Source organism: Streptomyces sp. NPDC001406 (genome assembly GCF_042895285.1).
In the GTDB taxonomy this organism is placed as follows: Bacteria; Actinomycetota; Actinomycetes; order Streptomycetales; family Streptomycetaceae; genus Streptomyces.
Genome location: NZ_JBIAWG010000012.1, coordinates 154,459 through 175,700 on the forward strand (window position 1 = coordinate 154,459; position 21,242 = coordinate 175,700).

At 69.2% G+C, this 21,242-nt stretch carries 23 protein-coding genes and 1 tRNA gene; 16 read left to right on the plus strand and 8 right to left on the minus strand.

The genetic code is table 11. The features are described 5' to 3' along the window. Positions 1–18 precede the first annotated feature (18 nt). Positions 19–996, plus strand: a complete 978-nt coding sequence (locus ACFY1J_RS28465) for an ArsA family ATPase (RefSeq protein WP_390711745.1) — start codon at positions 19–21, stop codon at positions 994–996. Beyond that, entirely contained in the window at positions 993–2,312 is a 1,320-nt protein-coding gene (locus ACFY1J_RS28470; protein ID WP_390711746.1) for an ArsA family ATPase, read from the plus strand. Before ACFY1J_RS28465 ends, ACFY1J_RS28470 begins: the two co-directional genes overlap by 4 nt. A gap of 304 nt (positions 2,313–2,616) precedes the next feature. Here ACFY1J_RS28470 and wblA read toward each other — a convergent pair whose 3' ends face one another. Next, positions 2,617–2,955, minus strand: a complete 339-nt coding sequence (gene wblA, locus ACFY1J_RS28475; RefSeq protein WP_067116510.1) for a transcriptional regulator WblA — start codon at positions 2,953–2,955, stop codon at positions 2,617–2,619. 541 nt (positions 2,956–3,496) lie between these two features. On the opposite strand from wblA, the gene ACFY1J_RS28480 reads away from it, so the two are divergent. After that, on the plus strand, positions 3,497–5,797 hold the full coding sequence (locus ACFY1J_RS28480) for a transglycosylase domain-containing protein (protein WP_390711747.1): 2,301 nt from the start codon (positions 3,497–3,499) through the stop codon (positions 5,795–5,797). Between the two features lie 117 nt (positions 5,798–5,914). Here the strand turns inward: ACFY1J_RS28480 and ACFY1J_RS28485 are convergent, their stop codons facing one another. Next, a complete protein-coding gene (locus ACFY1J_RS28485; RefSeq protein WP_363296384.1) occupies positions 5,915–6,382 on the minus strand; it encodes a GatB/YqeY domain-containing protein in 468 nt (155 codons plus the stop codon). Positions 6,383–6,536: 154 nt separating this feature from the next. Here ACFY1J_RS28485 and ACFY1J_RS28490 point away from each other — a divergent pair, with 154 nt between their 5' ends. The 3 genes from ACFY1J_RS28490 to ACFY1J_RS28500 all read left to right on the plus strand — a co-directional run bounded on the left by ACFY1J_RS28490 (position 6,537) and on the right by ACFY1J_RS28500 (position 8,512). Then, positions 6,537–7,463, plus strand: coding sequence for a metallophosphoesterase (locus ACFY1J_RS28490; protein ID WP_390711748.1), 927 nt, complete (start codon positions 6,537–6,539; stop codon positions 7,461–7,463). Between the two features lie 150 nt (positions 7,464–7,613). Further along, entirely contained in the window at positions 7,614–8,405 is a 792-nt protein-coding gene (locus ACFY1J_RS28495) for a Pr6Pr family membrane protein (protein ID WP_390711749.1), read from the plus strand. 33 nt (positions 8,406–8,438) lie between these two features. After that, a tRNA-Pro gene (locus ACFY1J_RS28500) sits at positions 8,439–8,512 on the plus strand. A gap of 160 nt (positions 8,513–8,672) precedes the next feature. Here ACFY1J_RS28500 and ACFY1J_RS28505 read toward each other — a convergent pair. Both ACFY1J_RS28505 and ACFY1J_RS28510 read right to left on the minus strand, forming a co-directional pair. Beyond that, positions 8,673–9,176, minus strand: coding sequence for a CorA family divalent cation transporter (locus ACFY1J_RS28505; protein WP_390711750.1), 504 nt, complete (start codon positions 9,174–9,176; stop codon positions 8,673–8,675). Between the two features lie 124 nt (positions 9,177–9,300). Further along, positions 9,301–9,831 (minus strand): DUF5994 family protein, encoded by a 531-nt coding sequence (locus ACFY1J_RS28510; RefSeq protein WP_390732215.1) that lies wholly within the window; start codon positions 9,829–9,831, stop codon positions 9,301–9,303. A 272-nt stretch (positions 9,832–10,103) separates the two neighbouring features. Between ACFY1J_RS28510 and ACFY1J_RS28515 the strand changes: the two genes are divergently transcribed. From ACFY1J_RS28515 to ACFY1J_RS28550, 8 genes are all read left to right on the plus strand, one after another. Then, positions 10,104–10,664: a DUF5994 family protein gene (locus ACFY1J_RS28515; RefSeq protein ID WP_390711752.1), complete on the plus strand. Its 561-nt coding sequence runs from the start codon at positions 10,104–10,106 to the stop codon at positions 10,662–10,664. A gap of 334 nt (positions 10,665–10,998) precedes the next feature. Then, positions 10,999–11,259: a hypothetical protein gene (locus ACFY1J_RS28520; RefSeq protein ID WP_390711753.1), complete on the plus strand. Its 261-nt coding sequence runs from the start codon at positions 10,999–11,001 to the stop codon at positions 11,257–11,259. Between the two features lie 24 nt (positions 11,260–11,283). Then, positions 11,284–11,814: a hypothetical protein gene (locus ACFY1J_RS28525; RefSeq protein ID WP_390711761.1), complete on the plus strand. Its 531-nt coding sequence runs from the start codon at positions 11,284–11,286 to the stop codon at positions 11,812–11,814. A 131-nt stretch (positions 11,815–11,945) separates the two neighbouring features. After that, positions 11,946–13,187 carry a PP2C family protein-serine/threonine phosphatase gene (locus ACFY1J_RS28530; protein ID WP_390732216.1) on the plus strand — a complete coding sequence of 414 codons (1,242 nt, stop codon included), beginning with the start codon at positions 11,946–11,948 and terminating at the stop codon, positions 13,185–13,187. A 573-nt stretch (positions 13,188–13,760) separates the two neighbouring features. Further along, positions 13,761–14,186, plus strand: coding sequence for an STAS domain-containing protein (locus tag ACFY1J_RS28535; RefSeq protein WP_390708113.1), 426 nt, complete (start codon positions 13,761–13,763; stop codon positions 14,184–14,186). Next, positions 14,183–14,842 carry a hypothetical protein gene (locus tag ACFY1J_RS28540; protein ID WP_390708114.1) on the plus strand — a complete coding sequence of 220 codons (660 nt, stop codon included), beginning with the start codon at positions 14,183–14,185 and terminating at the stop codon, positions 14,840–14,842. Before ACFY1J_RS28535 ends, ACFY1J_RS28540 begins: the two co-directional genes overlap by 4 nt. Before the next feature lie 22 nt (positions 14,843–14,864). Continuing rightward, positions 14,865–15,593, plus strand: a complete 729-nt coding sequence (locus ACFY1J_RS28545; protein ID WP_390732217.1) for an ANTAR domain-containing protein — start codon at positions 14,865–14,867, stop codon at positions 15,591–15,593. 80 nt (positions 15,594–15,673) lie between these two features. Next, the gene (locus ACFY1J_RS28550) at positions 15,674–16,390 is read left to right on the plus strand and encodes an ANTAR domain-containing protein (RefSeq protein ID WP_390708116.1); all 717 of its coding nucleotides are present in this window, start codon (positions 15,674–15,676) and stop codon (positions 16,388–16,390) included. A 22-nt stretch (positions 16,391–16,412) separates the two neighbouring features. Here the strand turns inward: ACFY1J_RS28550 and ACFY1J_RS28555 are convergent, their stop codons facing one another. Continuing rightward, positions 16,413–16,628, minus strand: coding sequence for a hypothetical protein (locus ACFY1J_RS28555; protein WP_390708117.1), 216 nt, complete (start codon positions 16,626–16,628; stop codon positions 16,413–16,415). A gap of 215 nt (positions 16,629–16,843) precedes the next feature. On the opposite strand from ACFY1J_RS28555, the gene ACFY1J_RS28560 reads away from it, so the two are divergent. Then, positions 16,844–17,200: a carboxymuconolactone decarboxylase gene (locus ACFY1J_RS28560; protein WP_390708118.1), complete on the plus strand. Its 357-nt coding sequence runs from the start codon at positions 16,844–16,846 to the stop codon at positions 17,198–17,200. A 34-nt stretch (positions 17,201–17,234) separates the two neighbouring features. Here the strand turns inward: ACFY1J_RS28560 and ACFY1J_RS28565 are convergent, their stop codons facing one another. Then, the gene (locus tag ACFY1J_RS28565; protein ID WP_390732218.1) at positions 17,235–18,572 is read right to left on the minus strand and encodes a PLP-dependent aminotransferase family protein; all 1,338 of its coding nucleotides are present in this window, start codon (positions 18,570–18,572) and stop codon (positions 17,235–17,237) included. Positions 18,573–18,753: 181 nt separating this feature from the next. On the opposite strand from ACFY1J_RS28565, the gene ACFY1J_RS28570 reads away from it, so the two are divergent. Next, positions 18,754–19,377, plus strand: a complete 624-nt coding sequence (locus ACFY1J_RS28570) for a LysE family translocator (protein WP_390708537.1) — start codon at positions 18,754–18,756, stop codon at positions 19,375–19,377. Positions 19,378–19,403: 26 nt separating this feature from the next. On the opposite strand, the gene ACFY1J_RS28575 is transcribed toward ACFY1J_RS28570, so the two are convergent. Together ACFY1J_RS28575 and ACFY1J_RS28580 are read right to left on the minus strand one after the other, a co-directional pair. Beyond that, the gene (locus tag ACFY1J_RS28575; protein WP_390732219.1) at positions 19,404–20,159 is read right to left on the minus strand and encodes a TIGR03943 family putative permease subunit; all 756 of its coding nucleotides are present in this window, start codon (positions 20,157–20,159) and stop codon (positions 19,404–19,406) included. After that, on the minus strand, positions 20,156–21,196 hold the full coding sequence (locus ACFY1J_RS28580; protein WP_390732220.1) for a permease: 1,041 nt from the start codon (positions 21,194–21,196) through the stop codon (positions 20,156–20,158). Before ACFY1J_RS28580 ends, ACFY1J_RS28575 begins: the two co-directional genes overlap by 4 nt. Positions 21,197–21,242 lie beyond the last annotated feature (46 nt).

A 21,242-nucleotide genomic window follows, 5' to 3' on the forward strand; every position in this document is an offset into this window, starting at 1 on the left:
CTGGTTAGGCTCGAAGACGTGAGCAGGCTCCAGGTCGTCAGCGGCAAGGGCGGGACCGGAAAGACGACGGTCGCCGCGGCCCTCGCGCTGGCCCTCGCGACCGAGGGGAAGCGGGCGCTTCTCGTGGAGGTCGAGGGTCGGCAGGGCATCGCACAGCTCTTCGAAACAGAGGCGTTGCCGTACGAGGAACGGAAAATCGCCGTGGCTCCCGGGGGCGGGGAGGTGTATGCGCTCGCCATCGACCCCGAACTGGCCCTTCTGGACTACCTCCAGATGTTCTACAAACTGGGCGGGGCGGGCCGGGCCCTGAAGAAGCTCGGCGCCATCGACTTCGCGACCACCGTCGCGCCCGGCCTGAGGGACGTACTCCTGACGGGCAAGGCGTGCGAGGCGGTGCGGCGCAAGGACAAGAGCGGGCGGTTCGTATACGACTACGTCGTCATGGACGCCCCGCCGACCGGGCGGGTCACCCGTTTCCTCAACGTCAACGACGAAGTCGCCGGGCTGGCGAAGATCGGCCCGATACACAATCAGGCGCAGGCCGTGATGCGGGTGCTGAAGTCGCCCGAAACCGCGGTGCACCTGGTCACGCTCCTGGAGGAGATGCCGGTCCAGGAGACCGCGGACGGGATCGCCGAACTGCGGGCGGCGCGGCTGCCGGTGGGGAGGGTCATCGTGAACATGGTGCGGCCCGAGGTGCTGGACGAGACCGACCTGGAACTCGTACGGACCGTGCCGCGCACCGCCGTCGCGCAGTCGCTGTCCGCCGCCGGGCTGGGCGGGGCGCGCCGCGGCGGCAAGGCCGAGCAGCTGGTGGACCCGCTGCTGGACCAGGCCGCCGAGTACGCCGAACGGTACGCGCTGGAGCACGAGCAGCGCGCCGTCCTCGGCGAGCTGGACCTGCCGCTGCACGAACTGCCGCTGCTCGCCGAGGGCATGGACCTGGCGGGCCTGTACGAACTCGCCACCGAGCTGCGGAAGCAGGGGATGTCATGAGTCCGGACCCGGCCCAGACGCAGGACACCGGCCGCCACCACCTCTCCGCCGCGCGCGTACTCGACATCGACCCGCTGCTCGACGACCCGAAGACCCGGATCGTGGTGTGCTGCGGCTCGGGCGGGGTCGGCAAGACGACGACCGCGGCGGCCCTGGGGCTGCGGGCCGCCGAGCGCGGCCGGAAGGTGGTCGTCCTCACCATCGACCCGGCCCGGCGACTCGCCCAGTCCATGGGCATCGACTCGCTGGACAACGTCCCCCGCCGCGTGAAGGGCACCGAGAACGACGGCGAGCTGCACGCCATGATGCTCGACATGAAGCGCACGTTCGACGAGGTCGTCGAGGCGCACGCGGATCCCGAGCGGGCGGCCGCGATCCTGGCCAACCCCTTCTACCAGTCGCTCTCGGCGGGCTTCGCGGGCACGCAGGAGTACATGGCGATGGAGAAGCTGGGGCAGCTGCGGGCCAGGGACGAATGGGACCTGATCGTGGTCGACACGCCGCCGTCCCGGTCGGCGCTGGACTTCCTCGACGCGCCCAAGCGGCTCGGGTCCTTCCTGGACGGGCGGCTGATCCGGCTGCTGACGGCCCCGGCGAAGCTGGGCGGACGCGCGGGGATGGCCTTCCTCAACGTCGGCATGTCGATAATGACCGGCACGCTGGGCAAACTGCTGGGCGGTCAGCTGCTGAAGGACGTCCAGACGTTCGTGGCCGCGATGGACACGACCTTCGGCGGGTTCCGTACCCGCGCGGACGCGACGTACAAGCTGCTGCAGGCGCCCGGCACGGCGTTCCTCGTGGTGGCGGCCCCGGAGCGGGACGCGCTGCGCGAGGCCGCGTACTTCGTGGAGCGGCTGGCCGCGGAGGACATGCCGCTGGTCGGACTGGTGCTCAACCGCGTCCACGGCAGCGGCGCCGACCGCCTGTCGGCCGAACGTGCGCTCGCCGCCGCGGAAAATCTTGAAGAGCCCCGCATTGTGGATCAGGGGGGCGGGAAAGCTGGACTTCGTAACTCTCCCGACACGTACGGCAGTTCAGACTCTCCCGCTGTCGAAGCACCGGCTCCTGCCGAAGGCTCCCCCGCCGTCACGGACCCGGAGCGCACAGTCGACCAGCTCACCGCAGGCCTGCTGAAGCTGCACGCCGAGCGCATGCAACTGCTCTCCCGCGAGCAGCGCACGCGCGACCGCTTCACCGCGCGCCACCCCGAGGTGGCGGTGGTGGAGGTGGCCGCGCTGCCCGGCGATGTGCACGACCTCACGGGACTGCGGAACATCGGGGAACGGCTTGCGGCCGGCCGGACGGAGCTGCCCTAGGCCCTAGAGCCCTAGGCCTTGGAGCACTGGAGCCCTGTAGGCACGCCCGAGCCGCACCGGTCGAGCAGATGGCGGACCCAGCCCCGGGCCCCTGCACGGCGGCCGACGGCCCTGCCCCGAGCGTGCATGCGACGACCCCTGACCTGGGCGCGTGCCGCATGAGGCATGCCGTTGCCGCTTCCCGTGACATACGACACACGCCATGTGCAACCTATGCCACTTGACCGGACATACCGCACGCGCCGCTTCCCATGACGCGTGCCCGGCCCGAGGTGCCCTGGGCGTAGACCCGAGGGGAGGGCCCTCAGCTCACCGCTGCGTAGTTCTCGTACACCTCATCGCTGTCGAGAGGCACGATCCCGGCCCCGCGTTCGTACTCCGAGCGCGCGGTCTCCAGGAGCCTGCGCCACGATGTCACGGTGGGCCGCCTGCGCAGCAATGCGCGGCGCTCCCGCTCCGTCATGCCTCCCCACACGCCGAACTCGACGCGGTTGTCCAGCGCATCGGCCAGACATTCGGTGCGAACCGGGCAACCGGTGCACACCGCCTTGGCCCTGTTCTGCGCTGCTCCCTGAACGAACAGTTCATCCGGATCGGTAGTGCGGCAGGCAGCCTGCGCACTCCAGTCGGTTACCCAGCCCATACCGGCGCCGTCCTCTCCCGAATCGAGGCTCCCCCACGGCGGCAGCGGCATATTCACCGCCGCCAGTTGAGGACGTTACGGAAGGTGGGCACAGCGCAACACCCCCTTCGGGCCCAATCTTGAATGGCCCGAACGGACTATGGGTTAACGGCAGATCACCCGCGGGAGTGAGCTGGCGACATGCGTGATCATCCCGGCAAACCGGGACAGCTGTGGTACGTCACAACGGACGCCGGATGACACACAAGGCGGATTCGGACACGCCGCCCACAAGAAATTTGGGCTACCTCCGGAACGATTCGGGGTCGCCGGACGTATTGATACGTGGCCGCACTGCTGTGACAGTTGGGAGCAGCTTAGGCCAAGGCATATACGCGTGTCCGGCGAATGAGAACGTAGACGCCGCACGCTGTCCACGGCCCGGCACGGGCCGTCGGCCCGGGATGTCGCGGATGTCACTCATGTCACGATCCGGCACTCGAACATCCCGAGAGACACCCGTTCCACCGGATCGCTCATCTCTACGGATTAGGCTGCCCTCATGCCAAAGAAGCGCTCGGGTGGTGGCCTCTCGGCAACGCAGCAGGCCGCCAAGTTCCTCGGTGTCAGTGTCCTCGCGGGAGCCGTGATGGCCGGCATCGCGCTGCCCGCGGCCGGAGCGCTCGGGCTCGCGGCCAAGGGGTCGGTCCAGGGCTTCGACGAGATCCCGGCCAATCTGAAGAGCCCACAGCTCAGCCAGCGGACCACCATCCTGGACGCCGCGGGCCATCAGATCGCGACCGTCTACTCCCGTGACCGCACGGTGGTGGACCTCAAGGACATCTCGCCGTACCTGCAGAAGGCGATCGTCGCGATCGAGGACTCCCGCTTCTATCAGCACGGCGCGATCGACCTGAAGGGCGTCCTGCGCGCGCTGAACAAGAACGCGCAGAGCGGCGGGGTCGCCCAGGGCGCCTCCACGCTCACCCAGCAGCTGGTGAAGAACTACTTCATCGAGGAGGCCGGCGACGACCCGACGAAGGTCGCGCAGGCCACCCAGCAGACCCTGGGCCGCAAGATCCGCGAGCTGAAGTACGCGATCCAGATCGAGGAAAAGCTCGGCAAGAAGAAGATCCTCGAGAACTACCTCAACATCACCTTCTTCGGCGAGCAGGCCTACGGCGTCGAGGCGGCCTCCCAGCGCTACTTCTCCAAGCACGCCAAGGACCTCAGCCTGCAGCAGGCCGCGCTCCTGGCCGGCATCGTCCAGTCACCCAGCCGCTACGACCCGGTGAACGACGAGGCGGAGGCCACCAAGCGCCGCAACACCGTCCTCCAGCGCATGGCCGAGGTCGGCGACATCTCCCAGCAGGAGGCAGACGCGGCCAAGGAGAAGCCGCTCGGACTGCACGTCAGCCAGCCCAAGAACGGCTGTATCACCGCCAGCAAGGGTGCCGGCTTCTTCTGCAAGTACGTGGAGAACGCCTTCCTCGACGACCCGGTCTTCGGCAAGACCAAGGAGGCCCGGGCCAAGATCTGGAACCGCGGCGGTCTGACGATCCGTACGACCCTCGACCCGCAGTCCCAGGCGTCGGTCCAGGCCTCGCTCAAGCAGCACGTCGAGAAGTCGGACAAGGTCGCCGCGGCCGCCACCCTGGTCGAGCCCGGCACCGGCAAGATCCTGGCCATGGGCCAGTCGAAGCCGTACGGCTACGGCAAGAACGAGACCGAGTACAACTACTCGGTCGACCGTGACATGGGCGGCTCCAACTTCGGCTTCCCGACCGGTTCGACCTTCAAGCCCTTCGTGGCCGCGGCCGCCATAGAGGGTGGCAAGCCGGCGACCCAGGAGTACTCGTCGCCGTACAAGATGCCCTATCCGAGCCCGGTGCAGGCGTGCAACGGCAAGCAGTGGGTCAACGACCGCGCCTACACGGTGGAGAACGAGAGCGAGTCGGAGAAGGGCCCGTACGCCATGAAGGAGGCGATGGCGAAGTCGGTCAACACCTACTTCGTGCAGCTCATCTCCGACATCGGCCTGTGCCCGGTGGTGAAGATGACCGACGCGCTGCACGTGGTGCAGGGCGACGGCAAGAAGCTCCCCGAGGCGCCGGCCATCGCGCTCGGCTCCAAGGGCATCTCCCCGCTGACGATGGCCAACGCGTACGCCACCTTCGCCGCCCGCGGCATGTACTGCACGCCGATCGCCATCGAGTCGATCACCCAGAAGGTCGGCAACGAGCAGAAGTCCCTCCAGGTGCCGAAGTCGACCTGCTCGCGCGCGATGACCGAGAACACCGCCGACACGGTCAACACGCTGCTGCGCGGCGTGGTCGACTCCGGTACGGGTCAGCAGGCCGGCCTCACCGACCGCGAGAGCGCCGGCAAGACGGGTACGACGGACGAGCGCAAGAACGCCTGGTTCGTCGGCTACACGCCCAACATGGCCGGCGCGGTCTGGGTCGGCAGCGCCCGGCAGAACGTGAAGATGGTCAACATCACCATCGGCGGCGTCTACCGCCCCCTCGTCTACGGCGGCGAGGTCCCTGGCCCGATCTGGAAGGACGCCATGACCGGCGCTCTCCAGGGCAAGCCGTCCGAGTCCTTCAACCTCGTCGACATCCCGGACAGCAAGGACAACGGCGACGACAACGGTGACGGCCACGGACGCGGCCACGGCGGCGACAACGGCGGCTTCATCGGCGGGATCATCGGCGGCCTGACGGACGGCGGTACGACGGCGGGCACGGCCAACGGCGGTACGAACGGCGGCCCGCTCCCGGCGCCCACCCTCTCCATCCCGGGCAACCTCATCCAGGGGCAGAGCAACGGGGGGAACAGGAACGGAGGGACGCGCGGCTGAGGCCGCGCCGTCCGATCAGTGGACGCAGCGGGACGAGCGCGGCGGGACCGCACCCGGGCAGAGGCCCACGGTGCGGTCCCGTTGGTCCTTTTGGCCCTTATCAGCCGTCCGGCTGCTTCAGCCCTGCAGCAGCTTCTTGACCGCGGCGGCGACACGGCCGCCCTCGGCCTGGCCGGCCACCTTCGGGTTCACGATCTTCATGACCGCACCCATGGCGCGCGGCCCCTCGGCGCCCGCCGCCTTCGCCTCCTCGACGGCCTGGGCGACGATCCGCTCCAGCTCCTCGTCGGACAGCTGCTTGGGCAGGTACGCGGCAAGGACCTCGCCCTCCGCCTTCTCCCGCTCGGACTGCTCGGGACGACCACCCTGGGCGAAGGCGTCGGCCGCCTCCCGGCGCTTCTTGGCCTCCTTGGTGATCACCTTGAGGACCTCGTCGTCGGAGAGCTCGCGCTTCTCCTTGCCCGCGACCTCCTCCTTGGTGATCGCGGCGAGCGTCAGTCGCAGCGTCGAGGAGCGGAGCTCGTCGCGCTCCTTGATCGCGGCGTTGAGGTCGTCGTGCAGCTTCGACTTGAGCGTGGTGGTCATGGCGTCGATTGTCTCAGGTACGGAAGGCCGGACGCCTGCCGATTTAGCCGGGAGCCGGTCGGCGCCACGAGAACCACCCCGGTCGCCGAATCGGATGGGGGCTTGGAAGGGCGGGCGGTCCCGGGGCTGCCGTGCGGTCTGACACGATGGTTGTATGCGCGCTCGATACGGAGTACCTCTGGGAATCGCGGCGGCCGGCGCCGCCGGTGTGTTGTACGCGGCGGGATTCGAGGCCCGCTCCTTCCGGCTCCGACGGGTGACCGTCCCGGTCCTCCCCGCGGGCATGCGCCCGATGCGCGTCCTCCAGGTCTCCGACATCCACATGGTGAGCGGTCAGCGCAAGAAGCAGCGCTGGCTGCGCTCGCTGGCGGGCCTGCGCCCGGACTTCGTGATCAACACGGGTGACAACCTCTCGGACCCGGAGGGCGTCCCCGAGGTCCTGGACGCCCTCGGCCCGCTGATGGAGTTCCCGGGCGCGTACGTCTTCGGCTCCAACGACTACTACGGCCCCAGATTCCGCAACCCGGCCCGCTACTTGCTGGAGAAGGCCAGAGGCCACCATGGCCTGAACGGCAACCCGCCGGTCGTGGGCGCGTTGCACAACCCCTGGGAGGACCTCCGCGACTGCTTCGACGCGGCGGGCTGGCTGAACCTGACCAACACGCGGGGTGTGCTGAAGGTCGAGGGCGTCTCGGTCGAGCTGACGGGCCTGGACGATCCGCACATCAAGCGGGACCGCTATCTGCAGGTGGCCGGCGGCCCCTCGGGTATGTCCGACTTCTCGATGGGCGTGGTGCACGCCCCGTACCTGCGGGTGCTGGACTCGTTCACGGCGGACGACTACCCCCTGGTCCTGGCCGGCCACACCCACGGCGGCCAGCTCTGCATCCCCTTCTACGGCGCCCTGGTCACCAACTGCGACCTGGACACGGACCGCGTGAAGGGCCTGTCCACGCACACGGCGGAGGGCCGCACGTCGTACCTCCATGTGTCGGCGGGCTGCGGCACGAACCGCTACACGCCGGTACGGTTCGCCTGCCCACCGGAGGCGACGCTGCTGACGTTGGTGGGCCGGGAGTAGTACGCGGGGGCGCCAGGGACGGGCGGGGCACTGGCGACGACGGGCCGGAGCGGCTGCTGCCCCGGCCCGCCCGCAGTCCACCCAGCCCGCGCGTAACCCACCCGGCCCGCCCGTATCGCCCCTTTTATGCGCTTTGCTTACCGTGAGGGCATGACCGCCCCGATACCCAGGGACATCCCGGACCTCCCCGCGGTCCCGCGCAAGCCCAGACTGCTCCCCTCGTACGTACCGCCCACGGCGGTGGTGCCTCCCTTCCCCCGCCCCCTCACCGCGGCATTCCGCCTCCTTACGGCCCTGACGGCGGCCACCGGCGTAACCCTGGAACTCCTCCTGGGCAGCCCGCCCCGGGCGCTGAGCTACTTCAGCGTCCAGGCCAATGCCCTACTGGCGCTGGTGTTCCTGATCTCCGCCCACCGGGCATGGACGGCCCGCCGCCCCGTACCGTCGGCCGTGACGGGCGCCGTACTGCTCTACGCCGTGATCTCGGCCCTCGCCTACCACCTGCTGCTGGCCCACACGACGCCCCCGTTCTCCATGACGGGCGCGACAACGCCGCCGGCACCGTGGCACGGCGAGTGGCTCGCCGCCCAGCTCCTCCACAAGGCGGCCCCGGCCGCGGCGGTCCTGGACTGGCTCCTGCTCACGGCCCCCGGCCGCCTGCACCTGCGCCAGGCCGCGACGTGGCTCCTCTACCCCCTGGCCTACCTGGCCTTCTCCCTCGCCCGGGGCGAACTCCTCCTCCCCGGCACCCCCGACCGCTACCTCTATCCCTTCCTGAGCGTCGACCGGCACGGCTACCGCGGCGCCCTCGCCAACGCCCTCCTCCTCGGCCTCGCCTCCTACGGCCTCGCCGTCCTCCTGATCGCCCTCGACCACGCCCGCCCGAACCCCGTCCGCCGCCGCGCCAAAACCGGATTTCGTCTCCGGCCACCAGTGGGCTAAAGTAAACGACGTCGCCGCGACAAGCAGCGACATCGGGGTGTAGCGCAGCTTGGCAGCGCGCTTCGTTCGGGACGAAGAGGTCGTGGGTTCAAATCCCGCCACCCCGACAGTAAAACACCAGGTCGGGCCCGGTGCTGAGAGATCAGCACCGGGCCCGACCTGGTGTACGGCCCCGTTTTGGGAGCCATTTGAGAGCCGACTTTGAAAGCCGACTTCGAGAACCGGCTCCCAGGGCCCGTCTGCCGACGAGCACGCAGGAGCGTGCGGTCAGAGCCAGTCCCAGTGCCTGAAAGCGTCGCGCAGCGACTCCGTCCACTCGCCGGCACGCAGCACGTGGTCGTACACCAGTGATTTCCGCAGGGCGTAGGACTGGCGCTGCACGGTCTGGATCTGCCGGCCGCCTTCGGCGAAGTGCCCGTCGACGACATGGTCGAGCAGGCCGTGGAGTAGAAAGGCGACCCCGTGTGCGGCCAGAGCCGGGGTACGGTCCCAGCGGGCGACCAGCTCGTCGAGGGCGAACGCGGCGTCCTTGCGGACGGTGATCAGCGCCTGCGGCGTGAGGATGACCGCGAGCTCGCTCATCGTCGGTCCTGCGCCGTCCGGGTCGACGGCGACCGCGTGGACACTGAGGAAGTGATGGGTGCGGTAGTTGTCGAGTTTCGACCGCTGTCCCTCGTGCAGCGCGTCCTCGAGAGCTGGCTCGTGGAGGCCGAGTTCCTCGCCGGCCGCCGTGAACTCGGCGCGGTCCGGGCGGTACAGGTCCAACCACACGGTCGAAGACCGGTCCGCCAGATGCTGGGAGATGTCCCGGACCGGCGGGCGGCAGCCCCTCGATCGCCTTGAAGTAGGCGCCGCCCAGCAAAGACAGCTCTACGGGCGCCCGGACCTCCAGAAGTCATTCCTCGGGCTCGTGGCGTTCCTCGTCGGTCCGAGGGTCCGCCGCGGGGAGCGGGTGTGCCTGATGGGTGCCGGTGTCGATGAGGATCTGTGCGGCACGGGTGACGTTGTCGGCCCGGACGGCCCTTGCCATCGCGGCACGGGCGGCGTCGGGTGTCGCGTGCGGCGGGATCACGAGAAGGGAGAAGTAGTCCTGGTCGCCCCGAGTGATCAGGACGGTGTCATCACCGACCGGGAAGGAGTCGATATGGACGAGCTGGTCGTCGATGACCAGGCGCGAGGGAAGTTCATCCCATGCGGTGGCGTCCAGACCGACGCGCGTGATGGGGCCGAGGTGCCCGGTCAGCACGTGGACGAGGTCGGGCAACTCCGCGCCGATGTCGCGGGAACGCGGCCACCACGCGCCATCGAGGTTGCCTTCCCGGGATCGTGTCGTCTCCAGCCGCAGAAGAACTGTCCCGGGTTTCGCGGCCCGATGGATCGCGTCCGGCAGGAGCCCGGGGGCACGAGGGACATCGGATTCGGTCATGGTGTGTCCGCCTGTCTGCGGGATTCGGTGTCGCCGCCGAACACGGGACCTCGTCCTCTCACCGTAAATCGCGCACCGCCGCACCGGCTGCGCGCCGGCGGTTCCGGACTCGTTGCCTCGGTGAATGCCTGCTCACGCGCACGTTCCGGGTCTTCGGACCGGCGTAGAGTGAAAGGACCGGGAGTACTTCGCACACCGGCCGTCATGTCGATGTCGTTCCCGGCGAGCACAACACTGGCCTCCAAGAGGAGGCCCAGGGACAGGTCCGTGTCATGACCGCGACCATCGAACCTACGATCATCAAAGAGCGCCTGCCTTCGGCGTCGGCCCGGCTGTCCCTGACCCCGACCGGCTCGGTTCCGGGTCTCCTGGACGGTGCCTGGTGGCCCCGCTCCCGTGATCTCTTCCGGGAGATCCCCACTCTGACAGACGCGCTGGACGCATGCTGGGGCCGGATCACCCACGTCACCGTGAACCCGGCCCACTGGCCTGTCATCCCGCGCAAGGTCCCCGTCACGGGCCACACGGTGCATGTCGGCTGGTTCGCCGACGAGCAGGACCCGAACAAAGTGATCCTCCTCTCCTACACGGTGGGCCGCCTGGACCTGCTGGTGATCCCTCCGGAAACGGAGCCGGCCGCCGCCGCCCGGCTGATGGCAGCAGCAATCGCTCCGGGAGGTATCCGCACCGCCAGTGGTCTGATGGCCGACGAGGCCATCAGCCACGACGCGGCAGAGGCTCAAAGCCGGGAAGAGGAATGGGAGACCGACGGCGGAGCCGCTTCGGCGGACGGAGCCGCGATCGGGATCTTCGGTTCCGCCCTGAGGAGGTGAGGACGTGGAGACAGCCGTCACCGTCGCCGTGATCATCTTCGTGATCATCGCAGGAATGTTCCTGATCCACCGGCTGAACGCGCAGCATGACGAAAGGATGGGGGCGTTCCACTACAGCGACGCCCTACCCGGATTCGGTCGGCGGACCCGTAAGAGCCCATGTGCCACCGTGCAGAAGGGTCCTCCTGCCGACGCCGCACGCCGTGAGCATCGAGAGGGAGCCGCTGATGACGCAGACCGGCTTCCAGCCAGGGGTGGGTGTGGGGCGGCGGCCGTCACACCCAGCGGCACGTCGCCCCCGAGGCACGTCGTCCTGGATGAGCAAGGAGTCGGCATGAAGTCACCGGAACTGCCGACGGCCGGGCACGCGGAGGTCCGTATCGTCGCCGCGGACCCGGAGACCGCTCGCGATGTCGCGGAGACTCTCCGCCGTTGTTTCGCCGCCACCGAAGCACGCAGCTACCCCGCAGGCACCGACGGCGGAACACGCCTCTACCTCACCGTGGACACCACGCGCATGACGGAGCCGGTGCGCTCCTGGTTGTTGACCAGCCAGTCCTCCCGGGACGATCACACACAGCCGGACGAAATCTGAGGAGCATGCCAAAGGCAGGCGACCATGGCGACGCCGTACGAGCGGGAGCACTGTCGCGAGGCGCTCATGAAGACCCTGTACGAGGCCGCCGAAGGCAATCGCCTCCTCGGCCTCACCGGGGCGCAGCTGCGCGAGGACCTCGCCATGCCCGAGGAGGATCTGACCGCCGCCTGCACGTACCTGGCGGCCAGTCACATGACGGCCGTATCACCATATGAGGCCGAGAGCGCCTATGACGAAGCCACCGCCCAGCTCGTGAACGCCCTCGCTGAACGGCGGTGTGTCCTGCGCGTCGGCCGGCAGGACCGGGATCCCGGAACGCGGTCCGAGAAACTCCGGCTCGCGCTGAGGCAGTACCGGGAGATCACCCGGCGACTGCTCCGCATCTGGGCGGCCACTACTGCGCGCTGCGGCGGAGCGCGGAGAGAGCCATCTGTTTCTGACCATGTGGGACATGCCGCGTCTGGCGTAATGGGCCGTCCGGGCGGTCGGCCGCGTCACTCTGTGCGGGTTGATCGCGGTCGTGTCAGGAGCCGATGTGTGCAGATCACGTGAGAGCGTCGAGCGCATCCGCCGTGACCGCGGGACGGCCCGAGCGTGTCGGTGCGTGGCGCTGGATTCGCGGCACGACGCCGGCAGGAACATGGTGACCGAGACTTTGAGGACACCGGTGCAAGGGCGCGGACATGGCACGAGGTGAGCGGCGGCCGGACAACAGCATGACGGACCGTTCGGAAGGGTTCGGCGAGCGGCTGCTGGGGGTGCTGCTGGACCGGGCACACCAGATGCCGCCGCAGCTGATCGCCCCGCTGATCGCGGAAGAGGTGGCCAGGGTCGGTGGTCGCGACGTCTCGATCCTGCTGCAGGACTACGGCCAGCTGGTGCTGGTACCGCTGCCGGGTCGGCGGCTGATGGTCGGCGAGCCCGAGCCGATCGGTGACTCTCCCGCCGGCATGGCCTTCCTGCAGGCGACCACTGTCGAGGTGCCGCAGCCCGACGGCGTCCGGATGTACCTACCGTTGCTGGACGGCAGCGACCAGGTGGGAGTGATGGGCCTCACCCTGGACACCGTCGATGACGACGACCGGCGGCTCCTGCGCAGGCTCGCCGGTCTGGTCGCCGACATGCTGGTCACCAAGCACAGCTACACCGACCAGTTCTTCCTCGCCCGGCGCCGCGAACCGATGAGCGTGGCCGCGGAGATCCAGTGGTCCCTGCTGCCGCCGCTGGCGATGTCCGTCCCACAGGCAGCAGTGGCCGGAATCCTGGAGCCCGCCTACAGCGTCGCAGGCGACAGCTTCGACTACGCCCTCAACGAGGACATCCTGCACGTGGCCATGGTCGATGCGATGGGCCACGGTCTGGACGCCGCCACGATGGCGACCGTCGCCGTCGGGGCCTACCGGCACGCCAGACGTGCCGACATCGGCCTGTCCGAGATCTATGCGTTCATGGACCGGGCCATCGCCGACCAGTTCGGGCCCGACCACTTCGTCACCGCGCAGATGATGCGTCTGAACATCGCAACGGGCCACCTGCAGTGGGTCAACGCGGGCCACCCCGCGCCGCTGCTGATCCGCGACCACCAGGTCGTGCGCCAACTGGCAGGCCCGACCACCTTGCCGGTCGGCTTCGGCGGTGAAGAGCCCCGGATCAGCGAGCAGACGCTCCAACGCGGCGACCGGGTGCTGTGCTTCACCGACGGCCTGATCGAGGAACACGAAGCCGGTGAAGAGCAGTTCGGCGAGGAGCAACTCATCCACTGGGTGAACCGCATCGAACACACAGAGAAGGGAGTACGCGCGGTGGTGCGCGCACTCTCCCACGCTCTGAAGCAGCAACGGGGCGGCCGCACCAGCGACGACGCGACCCTCTTCCTGATCGAATGGCGCGGGGGCGCCGCCGACCACCTCGCCCTCCTGGAGTGAGCCGACAACCGCGCCACCGAAGACAGGGCCGACGACACAGGGACCGCTGCCTGGCCAACCTCGGTGCGCACTCGCCCCTGGCTGTCCGCCGGTGCGCCCCTACAGGGATTACCGAATTGCGTGACGCCGACCCGGGGAATCACGCGACCGTCCACAGTCATCCCTCCATCGCTCCCATGTGGCGTTCCCGGGGGGACTTTCTCCACCACCCCGTCCGCGACGATCGTTTTGCCTTGCGCGTGCCACCGCGCTTTTGCACCGTCCATATCCTGGGATTGGTCTGCTTCGGACCGTCTGTCACACGACGCGAGGACTACGCTGCTGTGTAGACGTCCCAGACCCCGGCGGCATGCTGTTGCTGAACACGGATGGCTGCGGGGTACGGAGTCTTCGTCTGTCACCCGGCGCATCCCTGGAGGGAACTGGGTGGGTCCTCTGTCCTGCTGCGCAGGCTGTCGGACCGGCCGTTGCTCTGCCTCCGTCGAAAGTACGCCCCTGCCCGGAGCGCTCCCAGGGGGCCGGAACTCCGGCCCACCGTGCCCGCTGCCGGATGGTCTTCCGAACCGAGGCGTCATGCCCCTTCCCCAGCTCACCGTGTACCGCCATGACCGAAGGACTCGGGCGCTGATCACCCTGTCGGGTGAGATCGACCTCGAATCCGCGCCGTTGGTGTGCGTGTCCCTGGAACGGTGCCTGCGAGACGGTATCCGCACCGTCGACGTCGACCTCACCCCCGTCACCTTCTGCGACTGCAGCGGACTCAACGCCTTCCTCCACGCTTCGCAGCAGACCACGGTGGCCGGCGGGACCCTGCGACTGCACCATCCGCCGGCGATGCTGGCTCGGATTCTCGACCTCACCGGCAGCGGCTTCCTCCTCCTCGGCCTTCCGTTCGACCACCTGCCACCTCCTCTCGGCGACACCCCGGCCACGCCCCTTCCAGCCCCGCCACGCCGGTCTGTCCCGCTTGCGCCTGTTCTCTCGGGAGATGTGCGATGACGGCCGAACCAGGTCGGGAACAGTCACGGAAGCCCGGGGACGGCGAGCCGTCCACCGTGGCTCCGGTGTGGTTGCGTCGGCTGAACCGTTGGCTGGTGGAGGGCCTGCGTGAGGATCTGGCGGATCTGTATGTGGAGTCCCGCGCAACGGCGCCGGGTGATCCGTACCACCGTCCCAGCCGCCAGAACTTCCTGGACCGTCTCACCGCGGACATGCACCGACCGGGATTCGCCATGGTGATCGCCGAGACGGACAGCCTGAGGGGATGCGCCTTCGGATTCCCGGTACGCGGCGACGGCTCCTGGTGGCTCGGCTTCGAAGGAATACTGCCGCGCAGCGTCGGGCAACTCACCGTGTCCGGCAGCGTCTTCGCATTCGCTGACATCCTGATCCGGCCGCACCCTCAGGACCGGGAACTCTCCCGTCGTATGCAGGAGCGGCTGCTGACCGACCACCAGGCATCACTCGGCGCCACCTTGGTGGACCAGGCCGATCGCTCGACTCTCGCTGTGCTCCGCTCCTGGGGGTGGCTGGACATCGGAGAGCTTCGCAGGCCACTGGGCGTCACCACGTTCCGCGCGCTGATACTTCCCCTCGGGGAACGCACCACGGCAAGGCTCGAGATGCCTGGAGGCGATGGCCCCGGTGGGCCCTGACAGGCGGTCGGCCCGCATTCAGATGCTGGTGGCCGAGCAGGCGGTCCGACGAGGTGCCCGGGTCGGTGTGGTGGACGTGTGCACCGCGGCCGTGGCCGCGCTGCCGGTCGGCGGGGCCGGGCTGTCGGCGATGTCCCGGACCGCGCCAAGCCATCCGCTGTGCAGCACCGACGACATCAGCGAGCAACTGGAACAGCTCCAGCTCACGCTGGGTGAAGGGCCTTGCGTGGACGCCTTTGCACGCGGCTCGGCCGTCCTGACACCCGATCTGCTCACTGTAGAACTGCAGGATCACTGGGTCGTGTTCGCCGATGCGGCCCTGGAAGCAGGAGCCCGTGCGGTCTTCTCGCTCCCCCTGCAGAAGGGAGCGATCAGCCCGGGAGTTCTGGACCTGTACGCCAGCATTCCGACCGTACTGGACACGGAGGAACTGGCCGACGCACTGGCGTTCGCCGATCTCGCGACGCTGCTCCTGCTCGATACAAGGATCGACGAGACGGGCGCACCGACCGACGGGCCGATGCCCGACCGCAGCTTCGAGGACTTGAGCGGATACCGGGCGGAGATCGACCAGGCTGGCGGGATGCTCACGGTTCAGCTCGGAGTCGGCATCGAGGAAGCCTTCGTCCGGCTCCGCGCCTACACCTATGTGCACGGACGCCGACTCGCCGACGTGGCCGCTGACGTGGTGGCCCGTCGGCTTCGTTTCTCACCGGACGCGGAGCCGGATCAGGCCGAGGAGGAAACCTGACGTAGAGGTGCCGGCCGAGGAACATGCCGTACTTCCCGTTCTCTTCAGGCAGGGACTAGTCTCAATCGAGGGTGCCCACGATGGATCAACAGCTTCTGGCCAAGACCTTCGTCGAGCTGGCCGACAACTTGGTTGCCGACTTCGACCTCATCGACTTCCTGCGCCTGCTGACCGACCGCTGCGTCGGCATGCTCGATGCGAGCGCCGCCGGGGTGCTGCTCGCCGACCGGGACGGCAAACTCCGCGTCATGGCCGCCTCCGACGAACAGGTGCGTCTGCTGGAGCTCTTCCAGCTGCAAAACGACGAAGGTCCCTGTCTCGAGTGCTTTCGCACCGGCGTACCGGTGATCATCCCCGACCTGACCCGGGAGGTCGACCGCTGGCCGCGCTTCGTCACGGTGGCCCACCGCAGCGGGTTCGGGGCCGTCCAGGCCCTGCCCATGCGCCTGCGGGACGAGACAGTGGGCGCCCTGAACCTTTTCCGCTCCGCGCACGGCCCCTTCGATCCGGCCGCCACACTCATCGCCCAGGCGCTGGCAGACGTCGCCACCATCAGCCTGCTGCAACAACGCACCGCCCAGCGCAGCACGGTGCTCAACGAGCAGCTGCAGACGGCGCTGAACAGCCGGGTGCTGATCGAACAGGCCAAGGGGAAGCTCGCCGAGCGCCAGGGCATCGACATGGAGCAGGCGTTCAGCGCGCTGCGCGGCTACGCCCGCGCTCACAACCGGCGCCTGGCCGATGTGGCTCGCGCCTTCATCGACGACTCCGAACCCCTTGCCGGTCTGGGGTCCTGACCCACGGCCTGGCGGGGATCCGCTACTGCTCTGCGCCGTCCTCGATCAGACGGCGGTGCGGTTCTGCGGTCATGACTTGGATCGCTCGCGTCAGCTCGGTGCTGGTCTTGAGTTCCAACTCCTGCTCGATGAAGTCGTGGTCGGCCTTGATCACGCCGAGCTGATCTCGGCCGAGCAGGCCGAGAAGATCGTCACGAAGGACCAGGGGAAGAGCGGTGTTGATCTCGGTGCGCTCCATGTCCGCGCGGACATGCTTACCGGTGAGGTCTACGCCGGCTGAAGCAAAGTCGCCGACCTCTGTGTGAGCGAGGTCGCCGACCCCTGTGTGTTCGTGCGCCCCTGCCCACAGCCCGAAGTGCGCACATCCCACCCCCCTCCTACCGTTGAAGGGCAAGTCGCCGACGTGCGGGGGCACCGGTCGGCTCCGTGCGGGAATGGGAAGGTGGTGCGGAGATGGCCACGACGTCGGACACTCCGGTTCTGGACACGATCGCCGCCATGACGGTCGACTCGATCGAGCGTTGTGGGATGGACGAGGGCTCGCTGATCCTCACGCGTATCGCCGCGCTCGTGGCCATGGATGCGCCGGCGGTCAGCTACCTCGCTCACGCGGGTGCCGCCATGGAGGCCAACCTGACCTCCGAGCAGGTGCAGGACGTGCTCGTTGCGATCGCCCCCGTCGTGGGCACGGCGCGGGTCATGTCGGCCGCGGGGCACATCGCCGAGGCGTTCGGGTTCGCCATCGCCATGGCGGAGGCCGAGGCCGAGACGATCTCCCAGGCCGAAGGGAAGAGTCGTAGCTCGTCATGAGAAGGCGGCCCTGTCGTCGCCCCCGCCTCGCGTCTCAGTCCGTGACGAGGTCCTCCGGTGCGGACCGGGCCAGTTCGGCGAGGGTGGCCAGGGCCTGGGAAAGGGCGTCCGGCTGGGGTGTGGCCAGGCCCAGCCGGACGGCGTTCGGCGCGTGGTTGTCGCCGACGGTGAACGCGGCCGCCGGGACCACGCCGATGCCGTGACGGGCGGCTGCCGCGACGAAGGTGTCCGCGCGCCAGGGGTGGGGCAGCCGCCACCAGCAGTGGTAGGAGCGCGGGTCGCTCTGCACCGCGAAACCGTTTAGGTGCCGCGCCGCGATCCGCTGCCGTACCGCCGCCTCCCGCTGCTTGGCCTCGACCAGCGCGGCCACCGTGCCGTCCTGCTGCCAGCGGTGGGCCGCCTCCAGGGCGAAGCGTGCCGGTGCCGAGCCGGACGCGCGCAGGGTGGTGTTGATGTCGGTCGACAGGGCTGCGGGCGCCACCACGAAACCCAGGGTCAGGCCCGGCGCGATGCGCTTGCTCAGGCTGTCGATCAGGATCGTGTGCTCGGGCGCGTGGGCGGCCAGGGGTGGCCGTTCGTTGTGGAGGAAGGACCAGATGGCGTCCTCCACCGCGGGGATGCACAGATTCTGCAGGACGGCGGCCAGGCGCTCGGCTCGGGCCTCGGGCATGGTCAGCGAGAGCGGGTTGTGCAGTCTTGGCTGTACGTAGACCGCGTGCAGGGGGGCGGTGGCGTGGGCCTCCTCGATCGCCTCCGGGATCAGTCCCTCGCCGTCCATGGGCAGGGGGACCAGCGTGATGCCGAGCCTCGTGGCGATCGCCTTGACGACGGGGTACGTCAGCTCCTCGACTCCGAGTCGCGCGCCTGGGGGTACGACGGTGACGATGGCGGCCGCGATGGCCTGCCGTCCGTTGCCCGAGAAGAGGATCCTCGACGGGTCGGGGCGCCAGCCGCCTGCGGCGAGGATGTCGGCGGCGGAGTCCTGTACCGCCGGGAGGGCGGCGGTGCCCGCGGGGCGCAGGGCCTCGGCCAGGGCGTCGGGGCGGAGGAGTCCGGCCAGGCCCTCGGCCAGGAGTGCGCTCTGCTCCGGTACCACCGGGTAGTTGAGCTCCAGGTCGATACGGGTGGTGGCCGGTTCGGTGAGTGCGGGGTCGGTGGCCGGGGAAGCCGCGCGGACGAACGTGCCCCGTCCCACCTCGCCCACCGTCAGTCCCCTGCGGGCCAGTTCCTGGTAGACGCGCGCGGCCGTGGAGTTGGCGATGCCGTGCCGCCTCGCGAACTCGCGCTGCGGAGGGAGGCGGTCACCGGGGCGGAGACCGCCCGACCTGATCTCCTCCGTCACCGCGTCGGCGACGCTCTGGTAATCCCGCACCCTGTTCTCCCCCCTCGGCCGACAGCTTCCTTCATCCCACCCCGCCCCACCCCACCACAGAATTGCACTGAGAGCAATATTCTCATTGCACTGAGTTATTGCACTGCCATATGCTCCGAGGCATTCCGGCGGGGAGCGGTGCTCGTCCGAGGCAGGGGGCGTTTTCATGGTTGATCCGGTCATCGTTGATCCGAGCGGAATCCTCGGCGTGACCGCGGTGGGGCTCGGCATGGTGCTCACCCCCGGCCCGAACATGATCTATCTCGTCTCCCGCAGCATCACCCAGGGCAGACGCGCCGGGATCATCTCCCTCGGCGGTGTTGCCCTCGGCTTCCTGGTGTATCTGCTCGCCGCGAACCTGGGCCTGGCGGTCGTCTTCGTCGCCGTACCCGAGCTGTATCTCACGGTGAAGCTGGCGGGCGCCGCCTACCTCGGCTTTCTGGCCTGGAGCGCCCTGAAGCCGGGCGGCATCTCCGTGTTCGCCCCGCAGGACGTGCCGCACGACCCGCCCCGCCGGCTGTTCATGATGGGTTTGATGACGAACCTGCTCAATCCCAAGGTCGCCATCATGTATCTGTCGCTGATCCCCCAGTTCATCGACCTGGACCGGGGCCATGTGCTGCTCCAGGGCCTCGTTCTCGGCTCGGCCCAGATCCTGGTCAGCATTGCGGTCAACCTCACCATCGTGCTGGCGGCGGGCACGATCGCGGCCTTCCTCGCCCGCCGCCCCTCCTGGCTCCGGGTGCAGCGCTACCTGATGGGCACGGTGCTCGGCGCCCTCGCCGTGTCACTGGCCGTCAACTAGCCTCCGCCGGCCCCGCAGGAACCCACTCAGTTGTTCCACGTCTCGTCGTACGGGTCGTGCGGCGTCGGCACCGGCCGGGATCCGGTGACCCGGAGGAACGGGATCGGGCCGTTGTTGACCGGGTCCCGGGTCTGCTTCGTGGTGTATGTGCCCGTCACCTCCAGCCAGGCGTCCGGCTGGAGGACCGGAGGGATCTTCCCGGTCAGGCCGATCTTCACCGGCTGGGCGTCCGCGGCACAGCAGTTGAGGGCCATGCGGACGAGGTAGGGCGTGCCCGCGCGGTCCACGGCGACGAAGCCGGTGATCCGGACGCTGCGGCCGCCCAGGGAACGGCCGTGGTCGTAGACCGCGCGGCCCGCGTAGTCGACCACGTTGACCGGCACGGGGTCGCCCGCCGGCAACTTCATGTAGCCGTACGGCTGTTGCAGGGCCGTACCGGTGCGCATCGCGCTGTACGAGCCGAGGGCCGGCGGCGCGACCAGGATCAGGGCGAAGAGCGGGAGGACGAGGAGCCAGGAGATACGGGGCTCGTGGTGGACGTGACCGTGGCCCTCATCGCCAGCGGCGACGGCACCATCGGCACCGGCCCCCTTCCTCCGCCGCGCGTTCTTCCACTCGTACCAGGCCGTCGCCAGCGCCGTCACGATCAGTACGACGCCCGCCGCCAGCAGCAGCGGGCGCAGGCCCGCCTTGACGTAGCGCAGATAGAGGTCGGTGAAGCCCGCGTGCAGCAGGGCCGCGCCGATCAGGAACAGGACCGCCGCCTGTGCCTGCCGGTTCACAGCAGCACCGCCCCGGTCGCGACCGCGCCCACGATGGCGAGGACGAAGGTGGCGGGGGCGAAGCGCAGGGCGAAGCCGCGGCCGAAGGTGCCGGCCTGCATCGCGAACAGTTTCAGGTCGATCATCGGGCCGACGACCAGGAACGCCAGCTTGGCCGTCAGCGAGAACTGGGTCAGCGACGCCGCCACGAACGCGTCCGCCTCCGAGCAGATCGACAGCACCACGGCCAGGACGGCCAGGGCGAGGACGGAGAACACCGGGTTGTCGGCGGCCGTGCGCAGCCAGTCCGCCGGGGCCACCGCCTTCAGCGTCGCCGCGGCCATCGCGCCGAGCACCAGGAAGCCGCCCGCGTGCATCATGTCGTGCCGGACGGACCCCCAGAACGCCTCGCCCTTGCTCTGCCCCTCGTGCGAGGCGTGCGCCGGCAGGCGCAGCCAGTCGGTGCGCCCGAGGCGCTGCCACAGCCAGCCCATCAGGCACGCGACCAGCAGACTGGCGACGAAACGGCCCAGCACCATCTCCGGGTTGCGGGGGAAGGCGACGGCCGTCGCCGTCAGCACGATCGGGTTGATCGCCGGAGCGGAGAGCAGGAACGCGATCGCCGCGGCCGGTGTCACACCCCGGCGGACCAGCGCCCCGGCCACCGGCACCGACGCGCACTCGCAGCCCGGCAGCACCGCGCCCGCCACCCCGGCCACCGGTACGGCCAGCGCGGGCCGGCCGGGCAGGGCGCGGGCGAAGAACGACGGCGGTACGAAGACGGCGATCGCGGCGGACAACAGCACCCCGAGCGCCAGGAACGGCAGTGCCTGGACGACCACCGCGACGAACACCGTCATCCAGCTCTGCATCACCGGCGTGGACAGCGCACCGCGGATCGGCCCCTGCGCCACCACCACCAACAGCATCAACATGGTCAGCGCGAGCGGGGAGTTGAGGTGCCAGCCCTCCTTGTCGGGCCGCTGGTCGGACCCGGTGCCGGGCGGCGCCGCATCGCGAGCGACGTCCCCGGGCGGGGCTTCTTCGGTGATGGCCACGGGTCGGGTACCTCCGGCGTACGGGCGCTGCTTCGCTGTTCTCCCT

Excerpts from the sequence above, each read along its gene's own strand:
- ACFY1J_RS28470 (WP_390711746.1), top strand. The coding sequence starts at position 993 with ATGAGTCCGGACCCGGCCCAGACGCAGGACACCGGCCGCCACCACCTC.
- wblA (WP_067116510.1), bottom strand. The coding sequence starts at position 2,955 with ATGGGCTGGGTAACCGACTGGAGTGCGCAGGCTGCCTGCCGCACTACC.
- ACFY1J_RS28480 (WP_390711747.1), top strand. The coding sequence starts at position 3,497 with ATGCCAAAGAAGCGCTCGGGTGGTGGCCTCTCGGCAACGCAGCAGGCC.
- ACFY1J_RS28485 (WP_363296384.1), bottom strand. The coding sequence starts at position 6,382 with ATGACCACCACGCTCAAGTCGAAGCTGCACGACGACCTCAACGCCGCG.
- ACFY1J_RS28490 (WP_390711748.1), top strand. The coding sequence starts at position 6,537 with ATGCGCGCTCGATACGGAGTACCTCTGGGAATCGCGGCGGCCGGCGCC.
- ACFY1J_RS28495 (WP_390711749.1), top strand. The coding sequence starts at position 7,614 with ATGACCGCCCCGATACCCAGGGACATCCCGGACCTCCCCGCGGTCCCG.
- ACFY1J_RS28510 (WP_390732215.1), bottom strand. The coding sequence starts at position 9,831 with ATGACCGAATCCGATGTCCCTCGTGCCCCCGGGCTCCTGCCGGACGCG.
- ACFY1J_RS28515 (WP_390711752.1), top strand. The coding sequence starts at position 10,104 with ATGACCGCGACCATCGAACCTACGATCATCAAAGAGCGCCTGCCTTCG.
- ACFY1J_RS28520 (WP_390711753.1), top strand. The coding sequence starts at position 10,999 with ATGAAGTCACCGGAACTGCCGACGGCCGGGCACGCGGAGGTCCGTATC.
- ACFY1J_RS28525 (WP_390711761.1), top strand. The coding sequence starts at position 11,284 with ATGGCGACGCCGTACGAGCGGGAGCACTGTCGCGAGGCGCTCATGAAG.
- ACFY1J_RS28530 (WP_390732216.1), top strand. The coding sequence starts at position 11,946 with ATGGCACGAGGTGAGCGGCGGCCGGACAACAGCATGACGGACCGTTCG.
- ACFY1J_RS28535 (WP_390708113.1), top strand. The coding sequence starts at position 13,761 with ATGCCCCTTCCCCAGCTCACCGTGTACCGCCATGACCGAAGGACTCGG.
- ACFY1J_RS28540 (WP_390708114.1), top strand. The coding sequence starts at position 14,183 with ATGACGGCCGAACCAGGTCGGGAACAGTCACGGAAGCCCGGGGACGGC.
- ACFY1J_RS28545 (WP_390732217.1), top strand. The coding sequence starts at position 14,865 with ATGCTGGTGGCCGAGCAGGCGGTCCGACGAGGTGCCCGGGTCGGTGTG.
- ACFY1J_RS28550 (WP_390708116.1), top strand. The coding sequence starts at position 15,674 with ATGGATCAACAGCTTCTGGCCAAGACCTTCGTCGAGCTGGCCGACAAC.
- ACFY1J_RS28555 (WP_390708117.1), bottom strand. The coding sequence starts at position 16,628 with ATGGAGCGCACCGAGATCAACACCGCTCTTCCCCTGGTCCTTCGTGAC.
- ACFY1J_RS28560 (WP_390708118.1), top strand. The coding sequence starts at position 16,844 with ATGGCCACGACGTCGGACACTCCGGTTCTGGACACGATCGCCGCCATG.